At 60.2% G+C, this 16,038-nt stretch carries 15 protein-coding genes; 12 read left to right on the top strand and 3 right to left on the bottom strand.

Going from position 1 to position 16,038, the window contains the following annotated elements; all coding sequences use genetic code 11:
- Positions 1-21 precede the first annotated feature (21 nt).
- From F4X08_11630 to F4X08_11620, 3 genes are read left to right on the top strand one after another with little or no spacing between them, the layout of a single operon-like run.
- A complete protein-coding gene (locus tag F4X08_11630; GenBank protein ID MYD26452.1) occupies positions 22-1,167 on the top strand; it encodes an alanine--glyoxylate aminotransferase family protein in 1,146 nt (381 codons plus the stop codon).
- Positions 1,168-1,199: 32 nt separating this feature from the next.
- A complete protein-coding gene (locus F4X08_11625; GenBank protein MYD26451.1) occupies positions 1,200-1,526 on the top strand; it encodes an NIPSNAP family protein in 327 nt (108 codons plus the stop codon).
- Positions 1,527-1,586: 60 nt separating this feature from the next.
- Positions 1,587-3,662 (top strand): amino acid permease, encoded by a 2,076-nt coding sequence (locus F4X08_11620; protein MYD26450.1) that lies wholly within the window; start codon positions 1,587-1,589, stop codon positions 3,660-3,662.
- An 18-nt stretch (positions 3,663-3,680) separates the two neighbouring features.
- On the opposite strand, the gene F4X08_11615 is transcribed toward F4X08_11620, so the two are convergent.
- Positions 3,681-4,682 carry a hypothetical protein gene (locus F4X08_11615; GenBank protein ID MYD26449.1) on the bottom strand — a complete coding sequence of 334 codons (1,002 nt, stop codon included), beginning with the start codon at positions 4,680-4,682 and terminating at the stop codon, positions 3,681-3,683.
- A 101-nt stretch (positions 4,683-4,783) separates the two neighbouring features.
- Between F4X08_11615 and F4X08_11610 the strand changes: the two genes are divergently transcribed.
- Entirely contained in the window at positions 4,784-5,635 is an 852-nt protein-coding gene (locus tag F4X08_11610) for a hypothetical protein (GenBank protein MYD26448.1), read from the top strand.
- A gap of 55 nt (positions 5,636-5,690) precedes the next feature.
- Here the strand turns inward: F4X08_11610 and F4X08_11605 are convergent, their stop codons facing one another.
- Positions 5,691-6,734 (bottom strand): amidohydrolase family protein, encoded by a 1,044-nt coding sequence (locus F4X08_11605; GenBank protein MYD26447.1) that lies wholly within the window; start codon positions 6,732-6,734, stop codon positions 5,691-5,693.
- A gap of 138 nt (positions 6,735-6,872) precedes the next feature.
- Here F4X08_11605 and F4X08_11600 point away from each other — a divergent pair, with 138 nt between their 5' ends.
- From F4X08_11600 to F4X08_11565, 8 genes are all read left to right on the top strand, one after another.
- The gene (locus F4X08_11600) at positions 6,873-8,033 is read left to right on the top strand and encodes an aminotransferase class I/II-fold pyridoxal phosphate-dependent enzyme (protein MYD26446.1); all 1,161 of its coding nucleotides are present in this window, start codon (positions 6,873-6,875) and stop codon (positions 8,031-8,033) included.
- A gap of 67 nt (positions 8,034-8,100) precedes the next feature.
- A complete protein-coding gene (locus tag F4X08_11595) occupies positions 8,101-8,865 on the top strand; it encodes a hypothetical protein (GenBank protein ID MYD26445.1) in 765 nt (254 codons plus the stop codon).
- On the top strand, positions 8,862-9,680 hold the full coding sequence (locus tag F4X08_11590; protein ID MYD26444.1) for a phytanoyl-CoA dioxygenase family protein: 819 nt from the start codon (positions 8,862-8,864) through the stop codon (positions 9,678-9,680). The genes F4X08_11595 and F4X08_11590 overlap by 4 nt, the downstream gene beginning before the upstream one ends.
- A 38-nt stretch (positions 9,681-9,718) precedes the next feature.
- Positions 9,719-10,363: a thiaminase II gene (tenA, locus tag F4X08_11585; GenBank protein MYD26443.1), complete on the top strand. Its 645-nt coding sequence runs from the start codon at positions 9,719-9,721 to the stop codon at positions 10,361-10,363.
- Between the two features lie 204 nt (positions 10,364-10,567).
- Positions 10,568-10,822: an AbrB/MazE/SpoVT family DNA-binding domain-containing protein gene (locus F4X08_11580; protein MYD26442.1), complete on the top strand. Its 255-nt coding sequence runs from the start codon at positions 10,568-10,570 to the stop codon at positions 10,820-10,822.
- The gene (locus F4X08_11575; protein MYD26441.1) at positions 10,822-11,154 is read left to right on the top strand and encodes a type II toxin-antitoxin system PemK/MazF family toxin; all 333 of its coding nucleotides are present in this window, start codon (positions 10,822-10,824) and stop codon (positions 11,152-11,154) included. The genes F4X08_11580 and F4X08_11575 overlap by 1 nt, the downstream gene beginning before the upstream one ends.
- A gap of 742 nt (positions 11,155-11,896) precedes the next feature.
- Positions 11,897-14,083, top strand: coding sequence for a helicase (locus F4X08_11570; GenBank protein ID MYD26440.1), 2,187 nt, complete (start codon positions 11,897-11,899; stop codon positions 14,081-14,083).
- 53 nt (positions 14,084-14,136) lie between these two features.
- The gene (locus F4X08_11565; GenBank protein ID MYD26439.1) at positions 14,137-15,534 is read left to right on the top strand and encodes an AAA family ATPase; all 1,398 of its coding nucleotides are present in this window, start codon (positions 14,137-14,139) and stop codon (positions 15,532-15,534) included.
- A 204-nt stretch (positions 15,535-15,738) separates the two neighbouring features.
- Here F4X08_11565 and F4X08_11560 read toward each other — a convergent pair whose 3' ends face one another.
- Positions 15,739-15,999: a hypothetical protein gene (locus F4X08_11560; protein ID MYD26438.1), complete on the bottom strand. Its 261-nt coding sequence runs from the start codon at positions 15,997-15,999 to the stop codon at positions 15,739-15,741.
- Between the last annotated feature and the right edge of the window lie 39 nt (positions 16,000-16,038).

The raw sequence follows: 16,038 nt of genomic DNA, 5'->3' as shown, positions 1-16,038 counted from the left end.
CCATTTCTACAGGTAACATCCATGCGCAAACACTACCGTCTTATGATCCCCGGTCCCATCGAAGTCAGCCCCGACGTGCTCGCCCACATGAGCGATCCCCTCACCGCCCATTACGGCGACCGCTGGGTGGAGATCTGGCGCAGGACCGTATCCAATCTCCAGCGCGTGATCGGGACGGAAGGAGACGTCTTCCCGCTCGTGGGATCGGGCCACACGGCCAATGACGTGGTCATGAACAGCCTGTTCAGTCCCGGAAACCGGATCCTGACGCTCGACAATGGCCTCTTCGGCAAGCGACTGGACGATCTCGCCAGGGCTTTCGGGCTGGATTCGGTGGTGGTGAAGAAACCCTGGGGCATCCCCTTCGAGGCTGCGGACATTCGCGAGGCGGCCGCGGCAAACCCAGGCCTGAAGGCGGTCTTCATGGTGCACGGGGAAACGTCGACGGGCGTGGCCAACCCGGTGCATGAACTGGCGGCCGCCGCCCGGGAACACGACATGCTCGTCCTGGTGGACACCATCGCTTCCGTGGGCGGCGAGCAGTACCTGATGGACGCCTGGGACATCGACGTCACGGTGTGCGCCTCCCAGAAAGCCCTGGGCGCGCCGCCGGGCCTGGCCCTCGTGGCCGTGAGCGACCGGGCCTGGGACGCCATGAAAGACCGGCGGGAGCCCCGCGGGTTCATGACCGACCTGCAGAACCTGCGCCACTTCGCCGAGACCCAGGCCGACGTCCATCCCCATCCCGGCACCATGCCCGTCAACAACTTCGTCGCTTTGATCAGAAGCACGGACGATATCCTGGAAGAGGGGCTCGAGGCCTGCTGGACCCGGCACCGCAAGGTCGCCCGCGTGGTGCGGGAAGGCGTACGCGCCATGGGCCTCAAGGTCATGGCCGAGGAACGGGCCGCCTGTGTCAACATGACGGTCATCCTGACGGAAGACCGGTTAAAGCCCGTCGCCTTTTCCGATTTCATGAAGGCCGAATACGGCATGCATGTCGGTCTGGGCCTGGGCGACTACGTGAACCGGACCATACGCGTGGGTCACATGGCGCACAACGCCAACCTGGAGGCCGTTACGCCCTTCCTCGTCGGACTGGAGCAGTACCTGCGCCGCCAGGGATTCGACGTGGAGCGCGGCGCGTGCCTCGCCGGCCTGGACTGAACCGCCAGCATGGACTGATCGGAGAAACCGAGATGATCTACGAAGAACGGATCTACAAAATCATGCCCGGCCGCGTGCCGGATATCCTGGACCGGTTCACGAACCACGCCGTACCCCTCTTCGAGAAACACGGCATGAAGCTCGTCGGTTTCTGGCAGACCGCGGTGGGCCCGAGCAACCACGAGCTTACCTACCTGCTGGCCTTTGATGACGCCAACCATCGCGACCGGGCCTGGGCGGCGTTCATGGCCGATCCCGCCTGGATCAAGGCCAAGGCCGACAGCGAAAAGAACGGCACGCTGGTCGCCGAGGTGGCCAACCGGATCCTGACGCCGGTTCCCTTCTCTCCTCTTCAGTAGAACACCCCTGCAGTAGAACGCCCCTGCAGTGGAACGCTCCTGCAGTAGATCGGCACCGAAATGGCGAAAACACAGCGCCTCAGGAAGGAACTGCGGTTCTTCGAAGTCTACGCCGTCGCGACGGGTACCACGTTGAGCGCGGGCTTCTTTCTCTTGCCGGGCCTTGCAGCGATGGAGGCCGGTCCTTCCCTCGTGCTGGCCTACCTGGTGGCGACCCTACCCCTCATCCCGGCCATGCTCTGCGTCGTGGAACTGGCCACCGCCATGCCCCGCGCGGGCGGCGTGTACTACTTCGTCGACCGGTCCCTGGGACCATACGCCGGACTGATCACGGGGATCGGGACCTGGCTGGCGCTCATTCTCAAGGTTACCTTCGCGCTGGTGGGCATGGGCGCATACATCGCCCTTTTCTTCCCGGGCCTGCCCCAGCTGCCCGTGGCCCTGGCGCTTGCAGCGGGCCTCGGCGCGGTGAACTACTTCGGCGCCGCGAAGAGCGGCCGCCTGCAGATCTACCTGGTGATGGCCCTGCTCCTGCTGCTGGCCGGTTTTGTCGGCGGCGGGGTCCCGGCGCTGGATGCCGTCGCGTTCGAGGGCCTCTTCGACGTCGAGATCACCACGCTCATGGGGACGGCGGGACTGGTCTACATCAGCTACGTAGGTGTGACCAAGGTCGCCAGTCTCGCGGAAGAAATCGAAAAACCGGAAAAGACCCTTCCCCGGGGCGTATTTCTGGCCCTGGCCACCGCCGTCGCAGTGTACGCCCTCGGCACGACGGTCATGGTGGGCGTCATTCCCATCGAACGCCTCGCGGGCGACCTTACGCCGGCGGCGACGGCGGCCGGCATACTGTACGGCTGGTGGGGTAGCCTGCTCCTCTCCGTGGCGGCCCTGCTCGCCTTCGTCTCCGTGGCGAACGCGGGCATACTGAGCGCTTCCCGCTATCCGCTGGCCATGAGCCGGGACCGCCTGCTGCCCGTCGGAATGAGCCAGGTAAATCCCCGGGGCGTGCCGGTCCGCTCGTTGATCGTAACGGTGGGAAGCATCCTCGTCATCCTGCTGATCCTCGACCCCGTGGGCATCGCCAAGCTGGCGAGCGCCTTTCAACTCGTCGTCTTCGCCGTCGTGTGCTTTGCGGTCGTCGTGATGCGGGAAAGCCGCATTGCCGAGTACGACCCGGGATACCGCTCGCCCTGGTACCCCTGGATGCACATCGCGGGCATGATTCTGCCCTTCCTGGTGATCTGGCAGATGGGTTGGCCGGCCATCCTTTTCATCGTCGGATTCATCGCCGCCGGGACCCTGTGGTATTTCTACTACGCGCGGTTCAGGGCGGACCGCAACGGCGCGATCTACCACATCTTCGAGCGGCTCGGCCGGTCGCGTTACCAGGGGCTGGACCGGGAACTGCGCGGGATCCTGAAGGAAAAGGGGCTCCGGGACGAAGACCCCTTCGAAGACATGATCACCCGGTGCCAGCCGGTCGATCTGGAAGAGAAAGTCGATTTCGATCGGGTTATCGCCGTCGCGGCGGAAAAGTTGTCGCCCAGGGTCGGGCTTTCAATCGATGAAATCAACGACCGATTCATGCAGGAGACCGGTGCGGGCGGAACGCCGGTCGCCGAAGGCGTGATGATGCGCCATTTTCGCATGCCGGATATCGCCCTGCCGGAACTGGTACTCGTCCGCGCATTCGAGGGCGTACGGATAGAATATGAAAACCCTGTGACCGGCACACTGAGTTCCGACGAAATCCACGCGTTTTTCTTCCTGGTCAGCCCCGCGGAGCACACCTCACTGCATCTGCGCATGCTTGCCCGGATCGCTGAACGGGCTGACGACGTAAACTTCGGCCTGGTGTGGATCGCCGCGGTCGACGAACACGCCCTTCGCGACATTTTCCTGCGGAGCGACCGTTACCTGACCGTCCCGGTCCTTCCCCAGTCGCCCGCGAGCGGCCTGATTGGCATGCCAATATCGGATATGGAAATCCCGGGAGGATGCCGGATCGTGTGGATACGCCAATTCGACGAGGTGATCGTCCCCGAGGGCGACACCGTGATCAAGTCCGGCGATCTGTTGACCGTTATCGGAGATCCCGGGGACTTGAACGCCTTCCGGCGGATGTACCACGACTAGGGCACGTCTAACCAACGACTAGGGCACGTAGGGCGTCCCCGTTCGCCGTAGTTCCTTCGTAACCGCCATCTGGCAGGTCACATAGGCCTGGGCGTCCGTGTTGCCGCGGCGGTTCAGCAGGCCGGCGGCGTAGCCCGGACGGGCGTCGGCGATGGTGCCGACGATGAGGTTGGCGTATTCCACGGTGGTGTCGTACCGGTCCGCGATCAGGGCGTTCATCTCGCTCCAGGCGATCTTGACGGCCTCTTCCCAGTTGTAGCCCTGCCCGCTGGTCAGGTATTCTTCCTGCGACTCCACGATCCGGGTCTTCTCCACCACCGGGGCGCTGCACGGAAACCCGGGCGAGCGGCCCACGCGCATCGTGATCGTCGAATCGATCTCCACGCCCGTGCCCGTCAGCTCGCCGTCCCCCATCCGGGCGTGCACGTCGCCCAGGGACAACAGTCCACCCGGCTTCTGCGCGCGGATGTGCACCGTGCTGCCCGGTTGAATCGCGTTGAAATCCATGTTGCCGCCCGTGTCGATCTGGTGTAGTGCCACCGATTCCAGCATGACGACGCCGATCATGGGCCGTACCGGCACCACGAAGTCGGGCGGGAAATGGACCAGGCCGTCCCGCACCGGCGCGATCAGGCGCACGCTGCCCCAGTGGGGGCCGCCGTTGCGGTAGAAGCCGTAGGGACCGACCTCCATGTCGAGGATCTCCACGGACACCCAGTCCCCGGCCTCGATCCCCTCGATGTGGAAGGGTCCACACGGCCGTGAGTACCGGTAGGGATCCACGTCCATGACCGCCCCGGCCCGCAGGTCCTTTTTGGCGAGATAGTCCTGATCGTGGCCGCCGTAGGTCTCGACCTGGACCGTCTCCCCGGGTTCGAGCACGCCGCGGATCTCCTTGAATGCCGGATCGTCCGGTCCGGATAGATAGGGGGTGCGGGTAAACCGGCGCATGGGACGCTCCTTTTCAAGTATTTTTAACACCTTGCGTAACGGGTACACTATATTCAGGATTGCATTCATCCCATTTGTGATTGTATTCGTTCCACCGGTGCCCTACAAGCCCTAATACCTGCCCATCCAGCGGACCGACCGATCCAGTGGCCCGGCGCGGAGAACAAACCATGCGACTGACGAAAGAGCGACTTGCGTTCATGGACACCTTCGGCTATCTCGGTTTTCCCGGGTTGTTGAAGGATCGGATCGACGAGATCGTCGAGGCCTTCGAGGCCGTATGGACCGAACGCGGCGGCGGTCATGACGGCAAGCCCCACGACGGGACGGCCAGATCCTGCATCGTGCCCTTCATCGATCAGCATACCGTACTTTCCTCGCTCATCGACGACCCCCGCGTCAACGGCATCTTCGGCAGCCTCCTGGGCGATGACTTCGTGTACCTGGGCAGCGATGGCAATTTCTACGTCAGCGATACTAACTGGCATTCCGACACGGACTGGTCGGGCAAGAAGCGTGGCGCCCCGCCCCGCGTTTATTACAAAATGGCCCTTTACCTCGACCCACTGACGCGGGAAACGGGCGCACTGCGGGTCATCCCCGGCAGTCACCGTTGGGGCGACGCATACGCCGATTCGCTCGAATCCCAGATCAGGAAATCGGATGAAAACTGGGGCATCGAAGGCTGGGAGGTGCCGGCCGTGGCGCTGGAGACGCAACCGGGGGACATCGTCGTGTTCAACCAGAACACCAAGCACAGCGCCTGGGGCGGGAGCGACCGGCGCAGAATGTTCACGATCAACTGCACGGCCCGGTTCGACGATAAGGATATACCGTTACTGAAGAACGAGATCGCCGCCGCCGCGCGTTTCTGGCTCGATAGCGTCTACGGCGATGCCATGCTGGAGACGGCCGGTCCGGCGCGCATGAAACACCTGGAACAGCCCCTGGCCCACCAGGACCACTTGGTGGAGGAGGTCCGCAAGGCAAGGCTGAGGATGGAGGAGCCGTTGCGGGGATAAGGCGCCGTCATCTGGCGATGACTGTCAGCGACCGCACGGGGGCAGACGCGCCGATTTACCGCCAGTCCTGCTGGCCGCGGACCTGCCGCAGGAACCGTCGGGCGTTACCGGAAAAATGGTCCTCGATTTCCTGCGAGGTCAGCCCCAGCATGTCCGCCACCTGTTTCTCCTGCCGCAACTGCTCGTAGATGACCAGCGTCGCCCGGGAATCGCAGTGGGGCGTCGTTTCCGTCGTGCCCTCGTAGTAGGTCCACGCCCGCCCGTAGGTCACGTACTTGCCACGGGCGCATCCCGCCACCACGTTGTCCGATCCGAACATGACGCGCGAGCGGTCCTCGTGCTTCATCAGCAGGTACTGGGAGTAGAGGTCGTTCACGGCCGACGTGTCGTACCAGATATTGGGCAGGTCCGTGAGAAAGTGGATGGCGCGCTCCATCATGAAGCAGTTGAAGGCCCGGGCGCAGTGGGCGAGGATCCACTGGGCGCGGGGATAGCGCTTCGTGTAGTCGGCCAGGTCCCGCTGGTTGTCCGCGTCCGCCGGCCCTTCGGGCTTGGACATGTGCATGGTGATGGCCAGTCCCAGGTCGTGGGCCACCTCGATGAAGGACTCGGGCAGGAAGTCCCGGATGCGGCAGTGGGTGGGGTCCGGCGCGAAGGTCCGGTAGGGTTTGAGGCCCAGGAAGCCGTGTCGCTTTACCTGCGCGGCCACGTATTCCGGTGTCATGTCGGGCGTGACCATCATGTTGATCGCCGATTCGGGGTCCTGCTTCATCTCCTCGGCCGTCCAGTCGTTGTGGCCTTCCGTGTCGATCCCGCCGGGGATCGGCGTGCCCAGAACCAGGTAATGTATTCTGCGGCCCGGATACAGCTTCTCCGCCCAGGCCAGGTGGTCCTGGTAGTCGATCTCCACCCGAAGCCCGGTGGGGTCCGGGGGCAGCTTTCCCCGGTGCCTTTCCGACCACATGTGCACGTGCATGTCATAGACGGTTTCCGGCACGAAATCGGCCAGTTCCTCGTCCCAGAAGCTTCGATCGAAATCCTGGTAGTCTGGTACGCTCATGAAGGTTCCTCGCGGTTGCGGGGGATAGCTGCGGTTCATTTCGTGTGAGACCGGTTCAGTGTACCCATATCGTTCAGCCTTTTCAAGATCAAAAGAAACTTTGACTTTCCACTATACCGGACGCACATTTTGCTCGAGATCACATCCCATGAATCGCTATTGAAGACGGAGGCTATTATGGCTGAAGCACAAGACATGAACCGGCGCAGTTTCCTGCGCAGCACCATGCTGGGCGGCGCGGGCGTCACGCTGATGGGCACGCCGGCCTGGGAAGCGGCCGCCCAGATGGTCAGCGGAACCACGATGCAGCAGGTGAACGGCGTGGGGCTCGACGACCCCCTGCTCGTCCAGCTCAGCATCAACGAGAATCCCCTCGGTGCCTCGCAACGGGCCATCGAGGCGGTGGCGGGCAAGATGTTCGGCATGAACCGGTATACGATGCACAACGACCTTGAAGAAGCCCTGGCGGCCCACCACGATGTCGACCCCGAGTCGGTCGTCCTGGGCGTGGGCTCGTCGGAAATCCTGCTGACCGCGACATTGGCGGCCTTCTGGAACAATCCGGGAAACGCAGTCACGGCCTTCCCGTCCTATAGGTCCATTCCGAGGACGGCGGCGGAACTCGGACAGGCCGTCAAGCAGGTTCCGCTGACCGGGGACTGGCAAATCGATCTCCCGGCCATAGCGGCGGCGGTGGACGGGGACACCCGGATCGTGAGCATCTGCAATCCCAACAACCCCACCGGCCAGCTCCTCGATCCCGCCGAGCTGGAACGAACGATCCGGGCGGTACCGAAGGACGTCATCGTCTGCGTGGACGAAGCCTATATCCAGTTTGTGGACGATCCCGATTATCCGTCCACGATTTCCCTGACGAAGGAAGTGGAGAACCTGCTGGTGTCCCGTACCTTCTCGAAGGCCTACGGATTGGGTGGCATGCGGGTCGGTTACGGTGTGGCCCATCCCGCCCTGCTGGAGCGCATGCAGCGGTTCAGCATCGGCCTGCTCAACAAGAACACCCTGTCGATCGTGGCCGCGATGGCCGCCCTGAACGACCAGCAGCATGTCCAGCGTACCGTGCAAATCGTCCGCGAGGGGAAGGCCTTCCTTTACGAAGAACTGGAGGCCATGGGATACAGCCCCATTCGCACGCAGACGATTTTCGTCACGGTGGAAATCGGTCCCAACGTGAACACGCTGATCGACCGCCTGTGGGAGAAGAAGGTCTATGTCCGCCAGGCCTTCGACATGGAAGGCTTCATGCGCATATCCGTCGGCCTTCCGCGGGAGAACGAGGCCTTCATCTCCGCCTTCAAGCGGGAACGCAGCGCGTTGTAGGCGCGCGGCCATGCTCGCAGGACAACCGGGCGCGCGTTTCGGCGTGTCAGAAAGGTACTGATTCCGGATGAAGTACCCCAATCCGCTGAAACAGCGCATCCGAGACGGCGAACTGCTGCTGGGCACGGTCCTGCCCGCCCACGATTCGTTCACTGCCTCGGTGGTATGCCGTTCCGACATTGATTTCCTGTGGATCGATACGGAGCATTCCGCAAGCACCGTGGAAGACCTGGACATGGTCCCGGTGATCGCGCGCCAGAGAGACGTGGCGCCCATGATCCGCGTCGCCTGGAACGATCCCGCGCTGATCAAGAAGGCCTATGACATCGGCGCCGTCGCGGTGATGATCCCCCAGGTCAATACGGCCGAGGAGGCGGCGCAGGCGATACAGTTCGCCCGCTATGCGCCGGAGGGCCAGCGCGGCGTATCCCCGTACTGGGCCATGCTGGCCGGGTTGGACTTCAGCCACGTGGCTAAAACGGCCAATGCGGAGACCGTTACCGTCCTGCAGATCGAGAGCGTCGAAGCCCTCGACAATCTGGACGAAATCAAGCAAGTGGAAGGGATCGACGTCCTCTTCATGGGACCCACGGACCTTTCCGCCACCATGGGGATGATCACGGAGACCGACTCGGCCGAAGTACAGGCGGCCATCCGGGAATTCCCCCGGCGGCTCGAGGGCTCGGGTATCATGGCGGGGACGACGCTGGACGATCTCCAGGACATCCGGCAGAAAATCGACTGGGGCTACCGGTACATCAATGTCGGCAGCCCGTTGGGTTACGGATTGCGCGTCCTGCAGGACAACCTGGACGCACTGCGGAGCGGATGAGTGGTATGATAAGCGACGAACTGGTTCAGTTGTTCCATGAGCGAGGATGGTTGGTCGTCGAGGGTGTCTACGGTCCAGAAGAGGCCGACGAGGTGGCCCGATTGGCCGTGGATACGGCGGACTCCATGGAAGTTGAGGAATCCATGGAGGGCTACCTGCTGGACCGATCCGAAACAGGTGAGTCCGCGCCGCGCAAGATCGACAGTCCCTACCTGCGGAATCCGATGTTCCGTGGTTTCGCCCTGGATGGCCGGCTTCGGGACATCCTCCGGCAACTCACTGGTGAAGAACCCCTGCTCAAGAGCGACCAGCTCTTCATGAAACCTCCGCGATTCGGTTCGGAGAAACCCTACCACCAGGACAACTTCTACTTCCGGTGCACGCCGGGCGGCCACGTCATCACGGCCTGGATCGCCCTCGACGACGTAGACGAGGAGAACGGCTGCCTAAGGTACATCTCCGGTTCGCACAAGAAGGGCATCATCGACCACGTTGAGGTCCCCGGCCAGCCCTACAACCTGGCCCCTCCAGACGACCTGATCGACTGGGAAAAGGAAGCCTCCGCACCGGTGCGCAAGGGCGGCGTGGTCTTCCACCACTCGGAAACGCTCCACTCGTCGCGCCGCAACACGTCGGACCGCTGGCGGCGCGGCTACGCGACCCATTGGGTCACCGCGTCGGTCACGACCGAAACGGATAACCTGGAAAGTGCCTACTTTCGGCGGGAAGAATACGCGGAGCACGTGCGTGCGGTTGATCGGAGGAAGGGCCGCGTGGCGCAGGTTGGGATTGCAGACCAGGCGGGAGTGTCCTGATGTCCGCCACTACGACGCAGGCCGCCATTACCGATCTCATGTGGTCGGAGACGGCCGCGATATATGACGCGATCCTCGCCCATCCCTTCATCAAGGGCCTCACCTCCGGCGACCTCGACCGTTCGGCCTTCGAATTCTACACCGTCCAGGATGCGCTGTATCTCAAGGACTACGCCCGAGCCCTGAGCCTCGCCGCGGTGAAGGCACCGGACGAGGACACCATTATCCTCTTTAACGAGCATGCCAAGGGGTGTCTCGTGGAAGAGCGGGCCATGCAGGAGAACTTCTTCGACGTATTCGGTCTGTCGTCGGAACAGATTTGGGCCACACTCAAGGCGCCGGTATGCCAGGCCTATACGAGCTATCTGCTTTCTGTGGCCTACGGCCGACCTTTCCACGAGGTCGTGGCCGTGGTGCTCCCCTGCTACTGGATCTACTGGGAAGTGGGCAAAGCGCTGGCCGAAAAGGGATCGCCCGATCCCATGTACCAGCAGTGGATCGACACCTACGCCGGCGAACAGTTCGCAGAATGTGTTGTTGCCGTCCTCGAAATCACCAACCGGGTCGCGCGCGGGCTTCCCGCTGAGGACCGCGAGGCTATGCTGGGGCACTACGTCACGACCAGCCGGTACGAGTGGATGTTCTGGGACATGGGGTACAGGAAGGAAGCGTGGCCGGTGTGACAACAGGTGTGGAGTTCAGCGAGTAAGTGTAGGAGTGGAGGGCAATGACAACTGAATAGCAAGAAGCATCCTGATAACTTGATGTGGAAATCTAGGTGAGTCTGGCTCGACATGTATTTAGGAGCGAAAGGTGATATCGCATTGACACGGGCACTTAAAGTAATTACTATAATTACGTGATAAGCCAAAGCGGGGGTGAAACGTATGGACAAATCGTCACGCATCAGGGAAATCAAATTGATTCCTATTGGGAACTCCAGAGGCATCCGCATTCCCAAGGCGCTGCTGGACAAGTATGGATGGAGCGACCGGCTTACGCTAGAAGAGATGGAGGAAAGCGTCGTCTTACGGGGCAAGGACGCTCATAACCTGTCCTGGGAGGAGACCTACCGTGCCATGGCCGCAGAATCAGAGGACTGGAGCGACTTCGACGTCACCATAGCCGATGGATTGGATTAATGGCCCCGTTTCCCCGGCGGTATGCCGTGTATATGGCCGATTTGAATCCCACCAAAGGCGCTGAAATTCACAAGGTCAGGCCGGTGGTTATTGTCAGCCGCGATGAGATGAACCGGCACCTCGAGACTGTAGTCGTCTGTCCACTTACCTCTAAACTGCATCCACGCTGGCGAGGCCGTCTGCAAGTGCGGTGCGCGGGTCGGGACGCCGAGATAGCGGTTGACCAGATACGCACCATCAGCAAGCAGCGTCTGGGCCAGCGCATAGATGGTCTCTCCACCGAGAACGCATTACAACTGCGTCGCGTCATTAGCGAGATGTACGCTGAGTAATGGCTGGATCGGGCGATGATTGACGCACAAGTGCCAGGTTCGACAGCAGTGGTGGACGTTGCGGTTACGGCAATGGGAGAACTTCAAGGTCGATCATCGAACTTGCTTCCCTTGACAGATGCAGTAGTTCTCAAATCAATGGTCCGGTACGAACTGAAAGGGTGGCACAGTGAATCAACACGAAGCTAAACCTCAACGAGTCTGGAAGGTATCCGAGGCCAAGGCGCGGTTGTCCGAGATACTGCGCCTGTCGGAAGAAGAAGGCCCGCAACGCATCGGAACGCGGAGACCGTTCGTCGTGATTCCGGAACGTGTTTGGCGAGAGTGTAAGGGAGGACCGCGGAAAGCACTCGGCCAGTGGCTGGTGGAAAATACACCGCGCGGGGCCAACCTGACCCTTCCCGAACGCAACACCAAACGCAAGACGCCATAACCATTCTCACCGAGCGCGATCCCCAACCCACCCGCACAGCCTTCATTTCCGACTACCTCATAGTCAGCAGCAACAGGAAATCGAACACCATCCCACCAATTGGGTTTTTCTTACAAGAACCCCACGTTTTTCCCTACTAATCAATTACACAACCCTGAGAATGCAGTCTGAACGGACAGCCAGCCTGACGCAGCCTGGCTGCAGCCGGGCTGCGTAAAAACCCGTCGCTTTCGGATCGCTGAAAACGCGAGCATGGTGCGTGCATGGCGTGTGCATCGCACGACTGTGGAAGCGACTCGGTGGAAAGGAATCGTCATGAGTATCGATGTCGTTCGAGGTACCAGCCGGAAGCCCGTGTCAAGCGAAGCCCTGGTGGAGGTGGTTTCACAGCAGTCCGCATGGTCGGGGCGCTTGTTCATCGGCTATCCGATTTTCAGCACGTCCGAAGGACTCCAGATGATTGACGCCCTGCTGGTTTCGGCTGATATGGGCGTGGTCGTTTTCGATCTCATTGAGGGACACGAAACGGGTGATTTCGGGGCGCGGCAGGACGATTCGGCCAACAAGCTCGAATCCCGGCTGAAGGTTCACCAGGAATTGATGCGGCGCCGGGATCTCATGGTTCCCATCCATACGATCTCATTCGCCCCCGCACTGAGGAATCTGGATTCATTTCGTGATTCATGCCGTTCAGGGGAATACCCTCTCACGAACGCTCCGTCACTCATACAGGCATTAACCCGGTTCACTTGGTCGTGTCCCCATGGCCAGGATATGCAGGATATGTGCGATAGGGTGCTGTCGGCGATCGAGCACATTTCCACGGTTCGAAAAAGCGGATTAAGTCGGAACGTAACGGAGGAGGATTCGCGAGGCGCAAAGCTGGTAAAACTCGAGAAATCGATCGCGACACTGGACAACATCCAAAGTCAAACCGTCATGGAAACGGTCGAAGGCGTACAGCGCATTCGCGGTCTGGCGGGTTCGGGCAAAACCATCGTACTGGCAAGGAAAGCGGCCAACCTCCATGCCCATCATCCTGATTGGCGCATCGCAGTCACATTCAACTCACGTTCCCTCAAGGATCATTTTCGTCGCCTGATCAACAACTTCTTCATAGACCAGACCGGCGAAGAGCCTGATTGGGATAAGCTGCGTATCGTAAACGCCTGGGGTTCCTGGCGGGGTAAAGAACGCGAGGGGATCTATCACGAGTTCTGTCGCTTGCACGGCATGGCGTTTCTCGATTTCGGAAGGGCGCGCAGCAGATTTGGACCAGGCAGGGAGTTCGAGGGCGCGTGCGAATACGCCCTTGCTTATGCGCGTGAACTCGAACCGGTCTACGACGCGATATTCGTCGACGAGGCGCAGGATTTACCATCCATGTTTCTGAGGCTTTGCTTCAAACTGCTCAGAGACCCCGGGAGATTGGTGTACGCCTATGACGAACTGCAGAGTCTTCGCGGCAGTTCCCTGCCATCTCCGGAAGAGATTTTCGGGAAGAACAAGGATGGATCGCCCAAAGTACGGTTCGACGACACCGGTGATCCCGCACCGCAGCGTGATATCATGCTGTCGAAGTGTTACCGCAACTCGAAGCTGGTGTTGGCCACGGCTTTTGCCCTTGGATTCGGGATATACCGGAAACCGGACCATGAGACGGAAACCGGTCTGGTCCAGATATTCGACCGGGCACATATCTGGGAGGACATTGGATACACGGTGCGGGCCGGTGCATTGCGCGACGGGTCGGCTGTAACGCTAGACAGAACAGAAGATACGAGCCCTGGATTTCTGGAGGACCATTCCGACCCCGATGACCTGATCCGTTTTGTCACTTTCAGAAACGGAGATGAACAGACGGACTGGCTGACAGAGGCTATCGCCAAAAACCTCGGTAAGGACGAACTGCGACACGACGACATCATGGTCATCAACCCCGATCCTGTTTCGACACGGTTGAACGTCGAGCCGGTACGCAGTCGTTTGAAGGAATTGGGCATCAGATCCCATCTCGCAGGAGTCGACACGGACCCGAATACCTTCTTTCGACCGGGCAAAGCATCGGTGACCCTGACCGGAATCCACCGCGCCAAGGGCAACGAAGCCGGAATGGTCTATATCATCAATGCCCAGGACTGCCATTCAGCAGTTCGAAATCTGGCGAGCATTCGTATTGGCCTGTTTACGGCGATAACACGTAGCAAAGCGTGGGTTCGCGTGCTTGGATTCGGCGAATCCATGGCCATGTTGAAAGCTGAGTATGAAAAACTGAAAGCGCGGCGATTCGAGTTGCGGTTTACCTATCCGACTTCCGAGCAGCGGGAGCAACTGCGACTCATCCACAGAGATATGACCACGGCGGATTTCAAACGCTTCAGGAACCGCGACAGGCATCTGGATGATCTACTACATGAGCTCGAATCCGGCAGAGTGCATATCGAAGACCTGGACGGGGAGACGATTGCCCGGTTCAGGAATGTTCTGACAAAGTAACACTATCCGACCGTTTTCTCACTGACAGACCAGCGTGTATAGGAGACGATAGCATGAACATCGAACAGATCGCACCCCTCACCGCCTCCGGCGAGTCCGAGACGCTGGAGTTCAAGGAGACGACCGGAACTCGCCGGGAGGCGGCCAGGACGGTGTGTGCATTTCTGAATCAGGAAGGTGGACGGGTGCTCTTCGGCGTGACGCGAGATGGTGGCGTCGTAGGACAGCAAGTTGGCGAGCGCACGATCGAGGAATTGAGCGCCGAGCTTCGGCAAATCGATCCTCCAGCGTTTCCAACCGTAGAGCGGGTTCCCGTGGATGGTGGCCGTGAAGTCATCGTGATCAGCACGGGCCGGGGATCAACTAGGCCGTATATCTACCGTGGCAACGCCTACCGCCGGGTAGGGAACACCACGCTGGCACTGTCTCCGGAGGAGTACAATCGGATGCTGTTCGAACGGATGCACAGCGAGCAGCGCTGGGAAAACCAGCCTGCCGCCGGATGGTCGATCAGCGAACTCGACGAAGCAGAGATTCGACGGGTCGTCGCGGAGGGCGTTCGGCGCGGTCGAATGGATGAGCCGCCGAGCAGGGAGCCGGCCGACCTGCTGCGAGGACTCGGGTTACTGCACGACGGTGTATTGCTTCGAGCCGCAGCCGTGCTGTTCGGCAACGGGGAACGGTTGGAAGTCGATATGCCGCAATGCCTGCTTCGCGTTGCCCGCTTCCAGGGAACCGACAAAATGAAGTTTCTGGATAATCGCCAGTTCAACGGCAACGCCTTCGCGCTCCTCGTGTACGCGGAACGTTTCTTGCGCGACAGCCTGCCGATCGCCGCTCGATTCGAAGCCGATCGTTTCGACCGAATCGACGAACCGCTTTATCCACCACTTGCGACGCGCGAGGCGCTGGCGAACGCGTTGTGCCATCGTGATTATTCCATTGGCGGAGGTTCCATTGGCGTGGCGATCTACGATGACCGTTTGGAGATCACGTCGGCCGGATCGCTGCACTTCGGGTTGACGCCGGAGAAGCTGTTCGTTCCGCACGAATCACGCCCTTGGAATCCACTAATCGCCCGTGCGTTCCATCGACGCGGGATCATCGAGGAGTGGGGGCACGGTACACTGAAGATGACGGACCTGACCAGCGAAGCGGGTCTACCCATGCTGGAAATCGAAGACGATGGCTGGTGTGTGACCGTGCGGTTCCAGCACGGGCAGTTCGTGCCTCAGCGGCGTGGTGGAAAAGCTAATTTCTCCGAACGACAGGAAATGATACTGTCCCTTCTGGACAGCACAGAAGCTGGTTTGACGCGCCGTGAGATTCTCGGCCGTCTGGGCCCCTATGTCAGCGAGCGTCAAGTGCGTAGGGCGCTGGAGGAGTTACTAAATCGCAGGTTGGTTGTGTCCCCTGGACGTGGAAAATCAGGGCGGTGGAGACGAGCGTAGTGGCGTAGATGAGTCTTAGGGGCGTTATAGGGGCGTTATAGGGGCGTTATAGGGGCGTTATGCGGTAGACTCCCAGTACAGAATACATGTAACAAGAGAAACCTTTACTCAACATTACAGTAGTAGGTTCAGTTTGCTTTGTGTCGCATTGGGAATAGTTTAGACTCAGCCTAAAACGGAATTACCGACAACACTGCAACGACCTTAGTCATCGTCCAACTGGTCTTCTCGATAGTTGATAAACATATTGTTCAGGCCATCTTTAACACCGTTTTCGAATCTACTCCACTGCCCTCCATCCTTTAACATCTCAGGGTATTTCTGTCGTAACCTACCAAGCATTTCATGACGATTCCACACGACAGGATAGTGTTCCTGATGGATTAATGACGCCAGGCACATTTCGATGGCGGCATTTCGACCTGCTTGATAGTAAATGTCGTCAATTAAACCAGGTTCTTTCACTATCGTTTCTCCCTTCTTTCTTTGAATTGTTATTACAAA

This window comes from Gemmatimonadota bacterium (genome assembly GCA_009841265.1).
Lineage (GTDB): Bacteria > JAAXHH01 > JAAXHH01 > JAAXHH01 > JAAXHH01 > JAAXHH01.
The sequence above is the reverse complement of the archived record's forward strand: the minus strand, read 5'-3'. Positions and strand labels throughout refer to the sequence as shown.

Coding starts and splice junctions, on each gene's coding strand:
- F4X08_11630 (MYD26452.1), top strand. CDS start 22: ATGCGCAAACACTACCGTCTTATGATCCCCGGTCCCATCGAAGTCAGC.
- F4X08_11575 (MYD26441.1), top strand. CDS start 10,822: ATGGCCCCGTTTCCCCGGCGGTATGCCGTGTATATGGCCGATTTGAAT.
- F4X08_11565 (MYD26439.1), top strand. CDS start 14,137: ATGAACATCGAACAGATCGCACCCCTCACCGCCTCCGGCGAGTCCGAG.
- F4X08_11605 (MYD26447.1), bottom strand. CDS start 6,734: ATGAACCGCAGCTATCCCCCGCAACCGCGAGGAACCTTCATGAGCGTA.
- F4X08_11600 (MYD26446.1), top strand. CDS start 6,873: ATGGCTGAAGCACAAGACATGAACCGGCGCAGTTTCCTGCGCAGCACC.
- F4X08_11615 (MYD26449.1), bottom strand. CDS start 4,682: ATGAATGCAATCCTGAATATAGTGTACCCGTTACGCAAGGTGTTAAAA.
- F4X08_11580 (MYD26442.1), top strand. CDS start 10,568: ATGGACAAATCGTCACGCATCAGGGAAATCAAATTGATTCCTATTGGG.
- tenA (MYD26443.1), top strand. CDS start 9,719: ATGTGGTCGGAGACGGCCGCGATATATGACGCGATCCTCGCCCATCCC.
- F4X08_11595 (MYD26445.1), top strand. CDS start 8,101: ATGAAGTACCCCAATCCGCTGAAACAGCGCATCCGAGACGGCGAACTG.
- F4X08_11610 (MYD26448.1), top strand. CDS start 4,784: ATGCGACTGACGAAAGAGCGACTTGCGTTCATGGACACCTTCGGCTAT.
- F4X08_11625 (MYD26451.1), top strand. CDS start 1,200: ATGATCTACGAAGAACGGATCTACAAAATCATGCCCGGCCGCGTGCCG.
- F4X08_11620 (MYD26450.1), top strand. CDS start 1,587: ATGGCGAAAACACAGCGCCTCAGGAAGGAACTGCGGTTCTTCGAAGTC.
- F4X08_11590 (MYD26444.1), top strand. CDS start 8,862: ATGAGTGGTATGATAAGCGACGAACTGGTTCAGTTGTTCCATGAGCGA.